Origin of the sequence: Streptomyces sp. NPDC015346, assembly GCF_043078785.1 — a bacterium.
Lineage (GTDB): Bacteria > Actinomycetota > Actinomycetes > Streptomycetales > Streptomycetaceae > Streptomyces.
Genome location: NZ_JBIBTW010000005.1, coordinates 46,019 through 62,245 on the forward strand (window position 1 = coordinate 46,019; position 16,227 = coordinate 62,245).

Annotated in this window: 15 protein-coding genes; 4 read left to right on the top strand and 11 right to left on the bottom strand. The window is 71.8% G+C overall.

All coding sequences use genetic code 11. The features are described 5' to 3' along the window. Positions 1–140: 140 nt before the first annotated feature. From ACF06X_RS19240 to rimP, 3 genes are all read right to left on the bottom strand, one after another. Positions 141–419, bottom strand: coding sequence for a YlxR family protein (locus tag ACF06X_RS19240; RefSeq protein WP_392288477.1), 279 nt, complete (start codon positions 417–419; stop codon positions 141–143). 133 nt (positions 420–552) lie between these two features. Further along, positions 553–1,578, bottom strand: coding sequence for a transcription termination factor NusA (gene nusA, locus ACF06X_RS19245; RefSeq protein ID WP_392288478.1), 1,026 nt, complete (start codon positions 1,576–1,578; stop codon positions 553–555). 2 nt (positions 1,579–1,580) lie between these two features. Then, complete coding sequence (gene rimP / locus ACF06X_RS19250; protein WP_392288479.1) at positions 1,581–2,087, bottom strand: ribosome maturation factor RimP; 507 nt, start codon at positions 2,085–2,087, stop codon at positions 1,581–1,583. A 152-nt stretch (positions 2,088–2,239) separates the two neighbouring features. Here rimP and ACF06X_RS19255 point away from each other — a divergent pair, with 152 nt between their 5' ends. From ACF06X_RS19255 to ACF06X_RS19270, 4 genes are all read left to right on the top strand, one after another. After that, positions 2,240–2,788 carry a hypothetical protein gene (locus ACF06X_RS19255; protein WP_392288480.1) on the top strand — a complete coding sequence of 183 codons (549 nt, stop codon included), beginning with the start codon at positions 2,240–2,242 and terminating at the stop codon, positions 2,786–2,788. After that, positions 2,785–3,213: a ferritin-like domain-containing protein gene (locus ACF06X_RS19260; RefSeq protein ID WP_392288481.1), complete on the top strand. Its 429-nt coding sequence runs from the start codon at positions 2,785–2,787 to the stop codon at positions 3,211–3,213. Before ACF06X_RS19255 ends, ACF06X_RS19260 begins: the two co-directional genes overlap by 4 nt. 35 nt (positions 3,214–3,248) lie before the next feature. Further along, complete coding sequence (locus ACF06X_RS19265; RefSeq protein ID WP_392288482.1) at positions 3,249–4,148, top strand: aminoglycoside phosphotransferase family protein; 900 nt, start codon at positions 3,249–3,251, stop codon at positions 4,146–4,148. 229 nt (positions 4,149–4,377) lie between these two features. After that, positions 4,378–5,424, top strand: a complete 1,047-nt coding sequence (locus ACF06X_RS19270) for a slipin family protein (protein ID WP_392288483.1) — start codon at positions 4,378–4,380, stop codon at positions 5,422–5,424. Between the two features lie 66 nt (positions 5,425–5,490). Here the strand turns inward: ACF06X_RS19270 and ACF06X_RS19275 are convergent, their stop codons facing one another. From ACF06X_RS19275 to ACF06X_RS19310, 8 genes are all read right to left on the bottom strand, one after another. Next, the gene (locus tag ACF06X_RS19275; protein WP_392288484.1) at positions 5,491–7,185 is read right to left on the bottom strand and encodes a proline--tRNA ligase; all 1,695 of its coding nucleotides are present in this window, start codon (positions 7,183–7,185) and stop codon (positions 5,491–5,493) included. A gap of 68 nt (positions 7,186–7,253) precedes the next feature. Next, on the bottom strand, positions 7,254–7,835 hold the full coding sequence (locus tag ACF06X_RS19280; protein ID WP_392288485.1) for a GNAT family N-acetyltransferase: 582 nt from the start codon (positions 7,833–7,835) through the stop codon (positions 7,254–7,256). Positions 7,836–7,864: 29 nt separating this feature from the next. Next, positions 7,865–8,710: a GNAT family N-acetyltransferase gene (locus tag ACF06X_RS19285; protein WP_392288486.1), complete on the bottom strand. Its 846-nt coding sequence runs from the start codon at positions 8,708–8,710 to the stop codon at positions 7,865–7,867. A 163-nt stretch (positions 8,711–8,873) separates the two neighbouring features. Further along, positions 8,874–10,031 (bottom strand): flavodoxin-dependent (E)-4-hydroxy-3-methylbut-2-enyl-diphosphate synthase, encoded by a 1,158-nt coding sequence (gene ispG, locus ACF06X_RS19290; RefSeq protein WP_392288487.1) that lies wholly within the window; start codon positions 10,029–10,031, stop codon positions 8,874–8,876. 102 nt (positions 10,032–10,133) lie between these two features. Continuing rightward, on the bottom strand, positions 10,134–11,438 hold the full coding sequence (locus ACF06X_RS19295) for a M50 family metallopeptidase (RefSeq protein WP_392288488.1): 1,305 nt from the start codon (positions 11,436–11,438) through the stop codon (positions 10,134–10,136). Further along, complete coding sequence (dxr, locus tag ACF06X_RS19300; protein ID WP_392288489.1) at positions 11,435–12,715, bottom strand: 1-deoxy-D-xylulose-5-phosphate reductoisomerase; 1,281 nt, start codon at positions 12,713–12,715, stop codon at positions 11,435–11,437. The genes ACF06X_RS19295 and dxr overlap by 4 nt, the downstream gene beginning before the upstream one ends. A gap of 34 nt (positions 12,716–12,749) precedes the next feature. Next, the gene (gene aroA, locus ACF06X_RS19305) at positions 12,750–13,988 is read right to left on the bottom strand and encodes a 3-phosphoshikimate 1-carboxyvinyltransferase (RefSeq protein ID WP_392288490.1); all 1,239 of its coding nucleotides are present in this window, start codon (positions 13,986–13,988) and stop codon (positions 12,750–12,752) included. A gap of 269 nt (positions 13,989–14,257) precedes the next feature. Next, complete coding sequence (locus tag ACF06X_RS19310) at positions 14,258–16,180, bottom strand: acyl-CoA dehydrogenase family protein (protein ID WP_392288491.1); 1,923 nt, start codon at positions 16,178–16,180, stop codon at positions 14,258–14,260. Positions 16,181–16,227: the final 47 nt, after the last annotated feature.

The window sequence follows — 16,227 nt, forward strand, 5'->3', positions numbered from 1 at the left end:
AGGTCCGGTTACCGCCGGACCGTCGCTACTTCATGGGCGTACTCATCGCGTACTCATCGAGTGCTCATCGCAATCTCGACCTACTTCCAACTCGCGAGGTACCTGACCGCACGGTCTGGTAATCCGTGCCGTACTTCTTCTTACGGTGCCGCCTGCTCGACGAACTGTCGTACCGACGCCGTTTCGAGCGGTCCCTGGGCCTTGAAGGCCCGGGGGAACGCCCGGCGGCGGACCGCCAGGTCGAGACAGACCGAGGCGGGGTGCAGATACGCACCCCGGCCGGGCAGCGTACCGCGATGATCGGGGACACATGCACCCTCGACCGCCACGATGCGCAGCAGATCGCTCTTGGCCGCTCGCTCCCGGCATCCCACACAGGTTCGCTCAGGGCACGCTCGGGCTTGCGTCCGGCCAGACACGCTTAAGTCTACCTCCCCGTAACGACCTCACCCGTGCGGGGCAAGAATCGAACGGTCGTTTGTCGTGATCTCGCCGTAGCACAACGTCACCACGGCGCGATCCATTCCCTGGGCGGCTCAGCCGCTCAGCTGCTCAGCGGTGGTCGCGCTCGTCACGCTCGTCGCGCTCGCCGTCGGACGACTGCTCGGTGTCCGGGCGGATGTCGATGCGCCAGCCGGTGAGACGGGCGGCCAGGCGGGCGTTCTGCCCCTCCTTGCCGATCGCCAGCGAGAGCTGGTAGTCCGGCACGGTCACCCGGGCGGAGCGGGCGGCCAGGTCGACGATCTCGACCCTGGAGACCCGCGCCGGGGACAGCGCGTTGGCCACCATCTCGGCCGGGTCGTCGGACCAGTCGACGATGTCGATCTTCTCGCCGAGCAGCTCGGCCATGACATTGCGCACGCGGCTGCCCATCGGGCCGATGCAGGCGCCCTTGGCGTTCAGGCCCGAACGGGTGGACCGGACGGCGATCTTGGTGCGGTGACCGGCCTCACGGGCGATCGCCGCGATCTCCACGGAACCGTCCGCGATCTCGGGGACCTCCAGCGCGAAGAGCTTCTTCACCAGATTGGGGTGGGTGCGCGACAGGGTGACGGACGGACCGCGGACACCCTTGGCCACCCGGACGACGTACGTACGCAGCCGAAGACCGTGCGTGTACTCCTCGCCCGGCACCTGCTCCTGGACCGGAAGGATGGCTTCCAGCTTGTCGTCCAGCCTGACCAGGACGTTCTTCGGGTCCTTGCCCTGCTGCACCTGACCGGCGACGATGTCGCCCTCGCGGCGGGCGTACTCGCCGAAGGTGACGTCGTTCTCGGCGTCCCGCAGTCGCTGCTGGATGACCTGGCGGGCGGTGCTCGCCGCGATCCGGCCGAAGTCCGACGGGGTGTCGTCGAACTCCTTGGGCTCCTGGCCCTCCTCCAGCTCGGAGGGGTCTTCCTTCGCCCACACCGTCACATGACCGGTGTTCTTGTCCAGCTGCGCGCGCGCGTGGCGGCGGGCGTCGGGCGTGCGGTGGTAGGCGATGAGGAGGGCCGACTCGATCGCCTCGACCAACAGGTCGAAGGAGATCTCCTTCTCTTGTGCCAAGCCCTTCAGGAGCTTCACGTCGATGTCCACGGCTACGCCTCCTCTTCCTTCTTGTCCTTGCGGTTGAACTCGATCTCGACACGCGCCTTGGCGATGTCGGCGAACGCGACCCGGCGGGCGGTGGGCTTGCGCCCCTTCACGCCCGGCACTTCGAGGTCGAGGCCGTCGTCGTCCACGGTCAGGATCCGGGCGATCACCTCGTCGCCGCCCGCGGCCTCGGTCAGCTGGAGCTTGACCAGTCGGCCGGTGGCCCGCACGTAGTGGCGGTGCTGGGAGAGCGGACGGTCGGCGCCGGGGGAGCTGACTTCGAGGACGTACTCGCCCTCGCCCATCGCGTCCGTCTCGTCGAGCTTCTCGGAGATGGCGCGGCTCAGCTCGGCGCAGGCGTCGAGTTCGACGCCCTCGTCCGAGTCGACGATGACCCTCAGCAGTCCGCGGCGGCCGGCCCGGGACACTTCGATCTCCTCGAGATCGAGGTCCTTCGCGTGGACGAGCGGCTCCAGGAGTCCGCGCAGCCTGTCGCTCTGGGTCGTGCTCATCCGGGTGACTCCTCGGCCGCGTGTGCTGTTGTGGGTTCGTCGCGTGTCAGACCAAAGGGTATCCGGTCCCGGGGGGTGTTGCCGTCCACCGGCCCGAGGGGCGCGGGTACGCTCGCCTGCGGTGATCTTCGACGGAGGCCGAGGGAGTGGACGTGGGGCGCACGGGGACCGTAGGCAGACGCGCGCTCCTGACGGCCGGCGCGGTGGCGCTGGCCGGCTGCACCTCCGAGGCCGACGGTGAGCGGCCGAAGGGGCCGAGCGCCGCCGAACGGGCGGCCCGCGCCGAGGCGCTGCGGCGCCGGCGGTCGGTGTCGACGGCCGAGGCCCTGCGGGAACGTTACGACGCGGTGCTCGCCGCGCACCCTTCGCTCTCCGCCCGGCTGAGCCCCCTGCGGGCCGCCGCGGCGGCGCACGCGACGGCCCTGGGCGAAGGGGGTACGGCGGCGCCCGTGACCCCCGTGGGCGCGAAGAGCGCCCCGCCGACGGCCGCGGTCTCCGCCGCCCCCACGCCGCCCGCGGCCTCGGTGTCCGCCGATCCGGCGGTCGCCCTGAAGGAGCTGGCCGCGGCGGCCAGGAAGACCGCCGACGCGCACACGGCCGCGCTCCTGGAAGCCTCGCCCGAGTACGCGCGGCTGCTCGCCTCGGTGGCTGCCGCGGCGGCGGTCCACGCCTATCTGCTGACCGAAGGAGGCCGGGGATGAGCGCCCTCGAAGCGGCCCAGGCGGCCCTCGCCGCCGAACACGCGGCGGTGTACGGGTACGGGGTCGTCGGCGGCCGGATCGGCCCGGAGCGGCGCCCGGAGGCCACGGCGGCGTACGAGGGGCACCGGGCCCGGCGGGACGCGCTGCGCAGGACCGTGCGGGACCTGGGCGGCGAACCGGCGGCGTCGGCGGCCGGCTACGAGCTGCCGTTCGCGGTGCCGGACACGGCCGCGGCCGTCCGCCTGGCGGCGGTCCTGGAGGACCGGCTCGCCGGGGTCTACTCCGATCTCGTACGGGCTTCGGAGGGGCCGCTGCGGCGGGAGGCGGCCGCCGCGTTGCGCGAGGCGGCGGTACGGGCCGTCCGCTGGCGTGGCACCGGCGTAACCTTTCCTGGGCTCGCCGAGCGGGTCCCAGTCCGGCCCTGACCAGGCACCGGTACCGCGGAAGGAACAACGCACGCATGGGTTTCGAACCGCCGCAGCGACTGGTGCGGGCGCTCGGCGAGACGTACGGGGACGCGATCGCGGCCGAGTGGCTGGGGAAGCTCCCCGAGCTGACCCAGGACGCGCTGGACCACGCCGCCCTGACGACCGAACGGGTGGTGGCCCCCGGCGGCCGGAGCAGCCTGGTGCTGCTCGTGCGGCGCTCGGACGGCTCCCCGGCCGCACTGAAGATCGCCCCCGCGTTCACCCGGCCCGATCTGGAACGGGACGCGCTGGCGCACTGGAACGGCTGGGGGGCGGTGCGGCTGCTCGAGGGGGGCGAGGACGGTCCGCTGGTGCTCGAACGGCTGCAGCCGGAGGTGTCGCTGCGGTCCCTCCCGGAGGCGAAGGCCCTGCTGGAGGCGGCCGGGACGGTGCGGAAGCTGTGGGTCGAGCCGCCGGCGGAGCACGGCTTCGAGTCGGTCGCCGCGCGCACGGCCCGCCAGGCGGGCGCGATGGCGGAGTACGGCGCCGACGCCGAGGCCGGTGCGCTGACCGCCGCCGCCCTCGCGGCGCGCGAGGAGCTGGTGGCCCACTCCCCCGAGACGCTACTGCTGCACGGCTGCTTCCGGCAGGGCAAGGTCCTGTCCGGCGAGCGTGGCCCGTGGCTCGCCGTGGGGCCGGAGCCGCTGGTCGGCGAGCGGGCCTACGACCTGGCCCGCCTGGTGCGGGACCGTGTCGAGGACCTGGTGGCCGCCTCGGCGGGGGCGTCGGTGGCCCGCAGGCGGATCAACAAGCTGGCGGACTCCCTGGAAGTGGACCGGGAGCGGTTGCGCGCCTGGACGCTGTTCCGTGCGGTCGAGTCGGCCACCCGCGCCCTGGCGGCGGGGCGTCGCCAGGACGCGGAGCTGTTGCTGGAGTTCGCCGGCTGGCTGTAGGGGCAAGAGGGCTCCGGGGGCTGGCCGGCGGATCAGGGTCGGACAGGACGCGGCGTCTGGTGCGGTGCATCGCAAGGCGCCGGAGCGCCTTAATAGCGGAGCTATTCGGGCGTTTCGGCAACGCCGCGAGGTGCCGTGCCAGGCGTCGCGGCCCCGGCCTTGATCCGCCGGCCAGCCCCGAGAGGCATACCCTTGCTGTAATACTCGGCTCGGACCTCTGGGGGCCGTGATGCTCGAGGAGCTGTTGACGGCGGCGGCGGGCGTGGGAACGGCCGCGGTGGTGTACGTGGCGGCGGCCGCGCGCGTGGTGAAGCAGTACGAGCGGGGCGTGGTCTTCCGCTTCGGCCGGCTGCTGCCCGAGGTGCGCAGGCCCGGCTTCACGATGATCGTTCCCGTCATCGACCGGTTGCACAAGGTGAACCTGCAGATCGTGACGTTGCCCGTGCCCGCGCAGGAGGGCATCACGCGGGACAACGTGACGGTGCGGGTGGACGCCGTCGTGTACTTCAAGGTGGTCGACGCGGCGGACGCGCTGGTGCGGGTGGAGGACTACCGGTTCGCGGTCTCGCAGATGGCGCAGACGTCGCTCCGGTCGATCATCGGCAAGAGCGACCTGGACGACCTGCTCTCCAACCGGGAGAAGCTCAACCAGGGTCTTGAGCTGATGCTCGACAGCCCGGCGATGGGGTGGGGGGTCGCCATCGACCGGGTCGAGATCAAGGACGTCTCGCTGCCGGAGACGATGAAGCGCTCGATGGCGCGGCAGGCCGAGGCGGACCGTGAGCGGCGGGCGCGGGTGATCAACGCGGACGCGGAGCTGCAGGCGTCCAAGAAGCTCGCCGAGGCGGCGGCGGTGATGTCGGACCAGCCGGCCGCGCTGCAGCTGCGGCTGTTGCAGACGGTGGTGGCGGTGGCGGCGGAGAAGAATTCGACGCTGGTGCTGCCGTTCCCGGTGGAGCTGCTGCGGTTCCTGGAGCGCGCGGCGCAGGCCCAGGGCGGCGGGGAGGCGGGTCACGAGACCGGGGCGCGGGCGCCCGTGACTCCCCCGGCTGCCGCGGCGCCGCCGGTCGCCCTGCCCGAGACCTTCACGGACCTCTCCCCCACCCTCCCCGGCGAGCCGGGCGCGCGGGACGGCTACGAGCCGCCGCTGCCCGACCTGGGGGACTACGAGGAGCCGGAGGAGGAGGAGACCGACGACACCGTCGTCGGCCCCCCGGTCGACCCGTCCCCCGGGCCCTCGTCCCGGTCGTCCCGGTCCGCTCTGGACGAGCCCTGACCCGAAAGGCGAAAGGAGCGGGTGGCGGTCCCTTCGTGGGACCCGCCACCCGCTCCTCCACGTGTGTTACGCGCTGAGGCGGGCGATCGCCTCGGCCACCGTCAGCTCCTCGCGCTCGCCCGTGCGGCGGTCCTTCAGCTCCAGGACGCCCTCGGCCGAGCGGCGGCCGGCGACCAGGATCTTCGGGACGCCGATGAGCTCGGCGTCGGTGAACTTCACGCCCGGGGAGACGCCCGCGCGGTCGTCGACCAGGACCCGCAGGCCGGCGTCCTTGAGCTGCTCGGAGACGTCGAGCGCCAGCTCGGTCTGGAGGGCCTTGCCGGCGGCGACGACATGGACGTCGGCCGGGGCGACCTCGGCGGGCCAGCACAGGCCCTTGTCGTCGGCGTGCTGCTCGGCCAGGGCCGCGACCGCGCGCGAGACACCGATGCCGTACGAGCCCATGGTGACCCGGACGGGCTTGCCGTTCTGGCCGAGGACGTCGAGCTGGAAGGCGTCGGCGTACTTGCGGCCGAGCTGGAAGATGTGGCCGATCTCGATCGCGCGGTCCATCTTCAGGCCGGTGCCGCACTTCGGGCAGGGGTCGCCCTCCTCGACGACGACGACGTCGAGGTAGTCGTCGACCTCGAAGTCACGGCCCGCGACGACGTTCTTCGCGTGCTTGCCGTCCTTGTTGGCGCCGGTGATCCAGGAGGTGCCGGCGGCGACGCGCGGGTCGGCGATGTAGCGGACCTTGTCGAGGCCCTGCGGGCCGACGTAGCCGCGTACCAGGTCGGAGCGGCCCTCGAAGTCCTCGGCGGTGACCATCTCGACGACGGCCGGGGCCAGGTGGTCCTCCAGCTTGCCGAGGTCCACCTCGCGGTCGCCGGGCACACCGACGGCGACGATCTCGCCGTCGACCTTGACCAGCAGGTTCTTCAGGGTGGCGGAGGCCGGGACGCCGAGGTGCCGGGCGAGGGTCTCGATGGTCGGGGTATCGGGGGTGTCCAGCTCCTCGACCGGGCCGACCGCGGACGCGTCGACGGCCTCGGCCTTGAAGGTGACGGCCTCGGTGTTCGCGGCGTACTCGCAGTTCGGGCAGTACACGAAGGTGTCCTCGCCGGCCGCGGCCGGGGCGAGGAACTCCTCGGACGCCGAGCCGCCCATGGCGCCGGAGATCGCCGAGACGATCTTGTGCTCGAGGCCGAGCCGGTTGAAGATCTTGATGTACGCCTCGCGGTGCAGCGCGTACGACTCGGCCAGGCCCTCGTCCGTGGTGTCGAAGGAGTACGAGTCCTTCATCTGGAACTCGCGGCCGCGCAGGATGCCCGAGCGCGGACGCGCCTCGTCGCGGTACTTCGTCTGGATCTGGTAGAGGATCACCGGCAGGTCCTTGTAGGACGTGCACTGGTCCTTGACCAGCTGGGTGAAGATCTCCTCGTGGGTGGGACCGAGGAGGTAGTCGCCGCCCTTGCGGTCCTGGAGGCGGAACAGCTCGGGGCCGTACTCCTCCCAGCGGCCGGAGGCCTCGTAGGGCTCCTTGGGCAGCAGCGCGGGAAGCAGCACCTCCTGCCCGCCCATCTCGTCCATCTCCTCGCGCACCACGCGGGCGACGTTCTCCAGGACCTTCATGCCGAGCGGCAGCCAGGACCAGATCCCCGCGGCGTTGCGGCGCACGTATCCGGCGCGGACGAGCAGTTTGTGGCTGAGCGTCTCGGCGTCCGCCGGGTCGTCGCGCAGTGTCTTGACCATCAACCGGGACATGCGCTGGACCTGGGCCATGGGGAACTCTCCTGCGGTGAAAAGTGTGAGGCTCCCGAGGTTAGCCGGGGGGCCCGCGCGGGCGGAAATCAGTTCCCCGCCGAGGGTCCCGTCGAGGGCCGCGTGGCGGGCTTCCTGCGCAGCGGCAGCGGGGCGCCCATCACGGCGTACGGCCGCGGCGCGCTGGGGAAGTGGACCTGGCGCGCGAGGTCCTGGTAGCCGAGGGCGCGGTAGAGGGTGCGGGCCGGGCTCTCGGTGTCGATGGCGGAGAGGATGGAGCGGGGCTGTTCGGCCCGGTCGGTGATGGTGGTGATCAGTCCCCGGCCGACGCCCCGGCCCTGGTACGCGGGGTGGACGTGGAGTTCGGTGATCACGAAGGAGTCGTCGAGCCACTCCACGGTGTGCGCGGCGCGGAGGTACGGCTCGACGATGCCGGACCACCAGTGGGAGCGGTCGTTGGGCATGCCGTACACGAAGCCGACGAGGCGTCCGCCGGCGGTGGTCGCGCCGTACGCGCAGGCGCCGGGGTTCAGCAGATGGCGGAGCACGATGTGCCGTCGTACGACGATCTCGTCCTCGCTCAGTCCGAAGGCGAGCGCCTGCACGGCGAGGGCTTCGTCCACCCGCGCGGCGAGGTTGACCGGTCCGATCGTGACGTCAGCGTCGTCCATGGCCGCACCCTACAAGTCGGTCCGGTGCCTCAGAACAGCACGCTCATGAAGGCGCCGACCTCGCGGAAGCCGACGCGGCGGTACGCGGCGCGGGCGGGGGTGTTGTAGTCGTTCACGTACAGGCTGACGACGGGGGCGACGTCGCTGAGGGCGTAGCGCAGCACGGCGGCCATGCCGGTCTCGGAGAGGCCCTTGCCGCGGTGTTCGGGGGCGACCCAGACGCCCTGGATCTGGCAGGCCTGGCGGGTCGCGGCGCCGATCTCCGCCTTGAAGACGACCTTGCCGTCCTCGATCCGGGCGAAGGAGCGTCCGGAGCCGACCAGCTCGGCGACGCGGGCCTGGTAGAGCAGTCCGCCGTCGCCCGCCATCGGCGAGATGCCGACCTCTTCGGTGAACATGGCCACGCAGGCGGGCATGATCACCTCCAGCTCGTCCTTGCGGATGCGGCGGACGAGCGGGTCGGGCTCGACGGTGGCGGAGGGCTGCTCCGTGACCATCAGCGGCTGGTGGGCGCGGACGTCGCGGGCGGGGCCCCAGCTGGGTTCCAGGAGCCGCCAGAGCTGGGCGGTGGGCTCGACGGGGCCGACGATGGAGGAGCAGCGGCGGCCGGCCCTGCGGGCCCGGTCGGCGAAGGCGCGGACGGCCTCGGGCGTGGCGCAGAGGGGGACGAGGTTGGCGCCGGAGTAGCACAGGGAGCGCAGGTGTCCGTCGGCGTACCAGCCCCACATCTCGCCGCCGAGGCGCCAGGGATCGAGCCCGGCGGCCTGGACGCGGGCGGCGACGAAGGCGTTCTCGACGGGGGCGCTCTCCAGGACGGCGAGCGCGGCGCCGAGGTCGGCGGGTTCGAGGACCCGGGTGGTGGTCTGCGTCAACACGGGGGCGCCTCACGGTGCGGTCTGCTGATCTCCGCACTTTACCTGGCTCACCGCCGGGGTGTCGGGTGGTGCGCGCAACCCTGTCCGAGGCCCGCGGGCGACGGCGGGACAGCGCGAGGCCCCGGTGCCGGGGGCGCCGGGGCCTCGTGACGTACGAACGCGGTCAGACGCCGATGGCGACCGTCGGCTCGCCCGACATCACGCCGTCCTTCTCCATCTGCTCGGCGATCTTCATCGCCTCCTCGATGAGGGTCTCAACGATCTTCGACTCGGGGACGGTCTTGATGACCTCGCCCTTGACGAAGATCTGACCCTTGCCGTTGCCGGAGGCGACGCCGAGGTCGGCCTCGCGGGCCTCGCCGGGGCCGTTGACGACGCAGCCCATGACGGCGACGCGCAGCGGGACCTCCATGCCCTCCAGGCCGGCGGTGACCTCTTCGGCGAGCTTGTAGACGTCGACCTGGGCGCGGCCGCAGGACGGGCAGGAGACGATCTCCAGGCGGCGCTGGCGGAGGTTCAGCGACTCCAGGATCTGGATGCCGACCTTGATCTCCTCGGCCGGCGGAGCCGAAAGGGAGACGCGGATGGTGTCGCCGATGCCCTCGGAGAGCAGGGCGCCGAAGGCGACGGCGGACTTGATGGTGCCCTGGAAGGCGGGGCCGGCCTCGGTGACGCCGAGGTGCAGCGGGTAGTCGCACTGGGCGGCGAGCTGCCGGTACGCCGCGATCATCACCACGGGGTCGTTGTGCTTGACCGAGATCTTGATGTCCTGGAAGCCGTGCTCCTCGAAGAGGGAGGCCTCCCAGAGGGCGGACTCGACGAGCGCCTCGGGGGTCGCCTTGCCGTACTTCTTCAGCAGGCGGGCGTCGAGCGATCCGGCGTTGACGCCGATCCGGATCGGGGTGCCGGCCGCGGAGGCCGCCTTGGCGATCTCCTTGACCTTGTCGTCGAACTGCTTGATGTTGCCCGGGTTGACGCGGACCGCGGCGCAGCCGGCGTCGATGGCGGCGAAGACGTACTTCGGCTGGAAGTGGATGTCGGCGATGACCGGGATCTGCGACTTCTTCGCGATGATCGCGAGCGCGTCGGCGTCGTCCTGCGTCGGACAGGCGACGCGCACGATCTGGCAGCCGGAGGCGGTCAGCTCGGCGATCTGCTGGAGCGTGGCGCCGATGTCGGACGTACGGGTGGTCGTCATCGACTGCACCGAGACGGGGGCGTCGCCGCCGACAGCCACCGATCCGACCTGGATCTGGCGGCTCTTGCGCCGCTCTGCGAGCTTGGTCGGAACGGTCGGGATTCCGAGAGAAATCGCGGTCATCAGCTGTACAACCCCAAGGTGTGGTTCATCGGGCTCAGGTCTTCGAGATTACCGCCCCGGTGGCGGGCGGCCGGACACCACGGGGGTCCGGCCGCCCATCCGTCACGTCAGTTTCACCGGGTTGACGATGTCGGCGGCGAGGACGAGCAGGGTGAAGCAGACGAAGACGCCCGCCACCACATAGGCCACCGGCATCAGCTTGGCGACGTCGAACGGGCCCGGGTCCGGGCGCTTGAAGATCCGCGCGGTGTGGCGGCGTACGGACTCCCACAGGGCGCCCGCGATGTGCCCGCCGTCGAGCGGGAGCAGCGGCAGCATGTTGAACAGGAACAGCGAGACGTTGAACATCACGACCAGCTGGAGGAAGAAGACCAGGATGGTCTGCGGCGGGGCGTCGATGTTCATCAGCTCGCCGCTGATCCGGGCCGCGCCGACGACGCCGACCGGGGAGTCCTGCTTGCGCTCGCCGTCGCCGAAGGTGGCGTCCCAGAGGTCCGGGATCTTGCCGGGGAGGGCGAGGACGGCCTCGGCGCCGGCCTGGAGCTGGTCGGTCATGCGGGAGGCGGACTGGCCGAAGGTGAGCGGGACCACCTCACGGCCGGACTCGAAGCCCAGATAGCCGGCGGTGACGTACTGGACGGGCTGGACGACGTTTCCTTCGGCGTCCTTCTTGGGGACCTTGTTCTCCAGGAGCGTGGCGCGCAGCTGGAGCTCCTCGCCGCCGCGCTGGACGGTGACGGTGGCCGGGCCGGTGGTGGCGCGGATGCGCTCGGAGAGGGTGTTCCAGTCGGAGACCCGTTCGCCGTTGAAGGCGACGATCCGGTCGCCCTTGAGCAGGCCCGCGGCCTTCGCGGGCGACGGGCGGTCGGTGGGCTCGCAGGTGTCGCGCTTCTCGCTCTGGTCGATGACGCAGTTGGTGACGCCGGCGACCTTGGTGGTCTGGGTCTCGAAGCCGACCGCCATGGCGCTGCCGAAGAAGAGCAGGACGGCGAGGATCAGGTTCATGAACGGGCCGGCGAACATCACGATGACGCGCTTCCACGGCTTGCGCGTGTAGAAGAGCCGCTTCTCGTCGCCGGGCTGAAGCTCCTCGAAGGAGGCCTCGCGGGCGTCCTCGATCATCGAGCGCCAGGGCGAGGTGGAGCGGGCCTCGACGCGGCCGTCCTTGCCCGGCGGGAACATGCCGATCATGCGGATGTAGCCGCCGGCCGGGATGGCCTTGATGCCGTACTCGGTCTCGCCCTTCCGCTTCGACCACAGGGTCGGGCCGAAGCCGACCATGTACTGCGGGACCCGGATGCCGAAGAGCTTGGCCGTGGACAGGTGGCCGAGTTCGTGCCAGGCGATGGAGACGAGCAGCCCCACCGCGAAGAGCACGATGCCGAGGAGCGTGAGAAGTACGGTCATGCGCGCGCCTCCGCGGTCGCCTTCGCTGCGATTTCTGCCAGTTCTGCCAGTTCACGGGCCCGGGCGCGGGCCCAGGTCTCCGCTTCCAGGACGTCCGACACCGTGAGCGAGGTTCCCTCGGCGGCGGTTTCGGTGAGGTTGCCGTGCTCCGTGACGACCGCCGTGACCGTGTCCATGATTCCGTTGAACGGCAGCCGTCCGGCGAGGAAGGCGGCCACGCACTCCTCGTTGGCCGCGTTGAAGACGGCGGGCGCGGTGCCGCCCCGCTCGCCGACGTGGCGGGCGAGGGCGACGGCCGGGAAGGCCTCGGTGTCGAGCGGGAAGAACTCCCACGTGGAGGCCTTCGACCAGTCGAAGGCGGGGGCCGCGTCCGGGACCCGCTCGGGCCAGCCGATGCCGATGGCGATCGGGCCCCGCATGTCGGGCGGGGTGGCCTGGGCGAGGGTGGAGCCGTCGGTGAACTCGACCATCGAGTGGACGTAGGACTGGGGGTGGACGACGACCTCGATGCGGTCGAAGGGGATGTCGTAGAGCAGGTGCGCCTCGATGACCTCCAGGCCCTTGTTCACGAGGGTGGCGCTGTTGACCGTGATGACCGGTCCCATGGCCCAGGTGGGGTGGGAGAGCGCGTCCTCGCGGGTGACGTGGGCCAGCTCCTCGCGGGTACGGCCGCGGAAGGGGCCGCCGGAGGCGGTGACGACCAGCTTGCGGACGTCGGCGCGGGTGCCGGCGGCGAGCGCCTGGAAGAGGGCGGCGTGCTCGGAGTCGACCGGGATGATCTGGCCGGGCTTGGCCACCGCCTTGACCAGCGGGCCGCCGACGATCAGCGACTCCTTGTTGGCGAGGGCGAGAGTGCGGCCGGCTTCGAGGGCGGCGAGCGTGGGCGCGAGGCCGATGGAGCCGGTGATGCCGTTGAGCACCGTGTGACACGGGGAGGCGGCCAGCTCGGTAGCGGCGTCGGGACCCGCGAGGATCTCGGGCAGCGGCTCGGAGCCGTACAACCGCGTCAGCGCGTCCCGGAGCTCCGGGACGGCGTCCTCGCGGGCGACGGCGACCGTGGTGACCCGCAGCCGGTGCGCCTGCTCGGCGAGCAGCCCGATCCGGCCGCCGGAGGCGGCGAGGCCGGTGACCCGGAAGCGGTCGGGGTTGCGCAGGACCAGGTCGATGGCCTGGGTGCCGATGGACCCGGTGGAGCCGAGGACGACGATGTCCCGGCGGCCTTCGGCCGCGTCGAAGGCGATGTGCGGGTCGGCGAGAGGAGAGGGGCTGTCGCTCATGCCCCCCATTCTTGCCGCAAAGACGGGGCGGCCTTCACGGGGTTCGGGTGAACGCCTCGAACACGTGGTGGAAGTCGGGGAAGGTCTTCCGTACGCAGCCGGGGTCGTCGAAGGTGATGCCGGGGGTGCGCAGGCCGGTGACGGCGAAGGACATGACGATCCGGTGGTCGCCGTGGGTGGCGATCTCGACGCCGGCCGCCGACGGGGTGCCGGGGTGGATCTCGATCCAGTCGGGGCCGGTGGTGACGGTGATGCTGAGGCGGCGGAGGTTCTCGGCGCAGGCGTCGAGGCGGTCGCACTCCTTGACCCGGGTGTTGGCGACGTCCTCGATACGGACCGGTGCGTCGGCGAACGGGGCGAGGGCGGCGAGGGTCGGCATGGTGTCGGAGATGTCCCGCATGTTGACGGTGAGGCCGCGCAGGGTGCCGGTGCCGCGGACGGTGGTGGCCGCGTCGGTGATCTCCACCTCCGCGCCCATGCGGCGCAGGACGTCGACGAAGCGGAGGTCGCCCTGGAGGGCGCCGGTGCCGAGGCCGGGGACGGTGACGGTGCGGCCGGGGTCGAGGGCGGCGGCGGCGAAGAAGTAGCTGGAGGTGGAGGCGTCGGGCTCGATGGCGTAGGTGGTCGCCCGGTAGCCGGTGGGGGCGACGGTGTACGTCCGGCCGTCCCGGGTGATGTGCGCGCCGAAGGCCCGCATCATCGCGAGGGTGATCTCGACGTACGGCTCCGAGACCAGGTCGGTGACGGTGATGGCGAGGCCCTCGGCGGTGAGCGGGCCGAGCATGAGCAGCGCGGTCAGGTACTGGGAGGACTGGCCGGCGTCGAGGGTGAGCGCCCCGCCCTTGATGCCGTGGGCGGTGACGGTGAGGGGGTGGTGGCCCTCGGCTCCGTCGTGGTGGAGGTCGACGCCGAGCCGGCGCAGGGCGGTGGTGAGGGGGGCGAGGGGGCGGCGGCGCATCTGGGGGGAGGCGTCGAAGCGGAAGGTGCCGTGGCCGGCGGCGGCGAGGGTGGGGAGGAAGCGGGCGGTGGTGGCGCCGTCGCGGCAGTACACGTCGGCGTCGTCGACGGCCGGCCCGGCGGGCCGGCCGTCGATGTGCCAGGCCCCCGGCTCCTGCCGCACCTCGTACCCGAGGGACTTCAGCCCTTCGGCGAAGCCCTCGGTGTCGTCGGAGAGGAGCGGCCGGAGGAGGGTGGTGGTCCCGTCGGCGGCGGCGGCGAGGAAGAGCGCGCGGGCGGTGACGGACTTGGAACCGGGGATTTCGATGGCGGGCACGGGGGTCATGGTGCCGTGGGCTCGGGCGCCCGGCGTGACGCGTCCGCACCGTGGACGGCCACGGCGCGTCTCCACCACCCGTTGTGGGCATTCGTTCCGCTGGGGCGGAACGGGTGGGCACAACGGACGGCGCCCTTGCCGGGCCCAGGCTCCCAGTCCGTACGGTCACCTCGGGTGCGGCGCCGTCGTGGGTTGTGCCCACCCGTCCCGCCCCGCGGGACGATTGCCCACAACGGGGCGGGACGGTTGCCCACACGGGTGCCCGTGCGTCAGGGGATTTTGCGGTGGACGTTTTCGGTGGTTGAGGGGCCGGGGGGTGTTTCGGCGATCCAGGGGCCGTCGTCGCTCGCGTCCACCACGCCCGCCTCCAGCCACTCGAAGCGGCCCGCGAGGACCCCGTCCACCACCCGCCGGTCCAGGTCGTCCGTGTTGGCCCAGAGGCGCCCGAAGAGCTCCTCCACCCGCAGCCGCGACTGCCGGCAGAACACGTCCGCCAGCGCGTAGGCCTCCTTGCCGTGGTCCCCCGTCGACCGCATGAGCTCAGCCCGTACGCACGCCGCGCTCATCGCGAACAGCTCCGCGCCGATGTCCACGATCCGGCCGAGGAAGGCCTGCTTCAGCTCCATCCGGCCCTGCCACCGCGACATCGCGTAGAAGGTCGAACGGGCGAGCTTGCGCGAGGTCCGCTCGACGTACCGAAGATGCGTGGCGAGGACGCCGAACTCCCGATAGGCGCCCGGGACCTGGCCCTGTCCGGCGACGAGCTTGGGCAGCCAGCGGGCGTAGAAGCCGCCGGCCCGCGCCCCCGCCCTCGCCTTGTCGCCCAGCGACTTCTCGGGGTCGATGATGTCGCCGGCGACGGCGAGGTGGGCGTCCACCGCCTCGCGGGCGATGAGCAGGTGCATGATCTCGGTCGAGCCCTCGAAGATCCGGTTGATCCGCAGGTCGCGCAGGAGCTGTTCGGCGGGTACGGCCCGTTCGCCCCGGGCGGCCAGCGAGTCGGCCGTCTCGTAGCCGCGTCCGCCCCGGATCTGGACCAGTTCGTCGGCGATGAGGCAGCCCATCTCGGAGCCGTAGAGCTTGGCGAGGGCGGCCTCGATGCGGATGTCGTTGCGGTCCTCGTCGGCCATCTGCGAGGAGAGGTCGACGACCGCCTCCAGGGCGAAGGTGGTCGCGGCGATGAAGGAGATCTTCGTGCCGACGGCCTCGTGGCGGGCGACCGGCTTGCCCCACTGCTCCCGTACCGCGGACCACTCGCGGGCGATCTTGAGGGCCCACTTGCCGGCGCCGACGCACATCGCGGGGAGCGAGAGCCGGCCGGTGTTCAGGGTGGTGAGGGCGATCTTGAGGCCCGCGCCCTCGGGGCCGATGCGGTTCGCCGCCGGGACCCGCACGTCGTGGAAGCGGGTGACGCCGTTCTCCAGGCCGCGCAGCCCCATGAAGGCGTTGCGGTGCTCGACGGTGACGCCGGGCGAGTCGGCCTCGACGACGAAGGCGGTGATGCCGCCCTTGTGCCCCTCGGACCTCGGCACCCGCGCCATGACGACCAGCAGGTCGGCGACGACGCCGTTGGTCGTCCAGAGCTTCACCCCGTCGAGGACGTAGTCGTCCCCGTCCGGCACCGCCGTCGTGGCGAGCCGGGCCGGGTCGGAGCCCACGTCCGGCTCGGTGAGCAGGAAGGCCGAGATGTCCGTGCGGGCGAGCCGCGGCAGGAAGGCGTCCTTCTGCTCCTGGGTACCGAAGATTTTCAGCGGCTGCGGTACGCCGATCGACTGATGGGCGGAGAGCAGGGCGCCGATCGCGGGGCTCGCGGAGCCGACGAGGGCCAGGGCGCGGTTGTAGTACACCTGGGTGAGGCCCAGGCCGCCGTACTTGGGGTCGATCTTCATCCCGAGCGCGCCGAGCTCCTTGAGGCCGGCGACGACCTCGTCGGGGATACGGGCCTCGCGTTCGATGCGCCGGCCGTCGATCTCCGTCTCGCAGAAGGTCCTCAGCTTGGCCAGGAAGGCCTCTCCGCGCCGTACGTCCTCCTCGGAGGGCATCGGATGGGGATGGATGAGGTCGAGGCGGAAGCGGCCGAGGAACAGCTCCTTGGCGAAGCTGGGTTTGCGCCAGGTCTGTTCGCGCGCGGCCTCGGCGACCTGACGTGCTTCTCGTTCCGTGACCTTGGGCCGCTGGGTGGGTGCGGACATGCGGAGCTCACCTCGCCACTCGTCGGGGGCTCTCGTAGGGCTGGGGC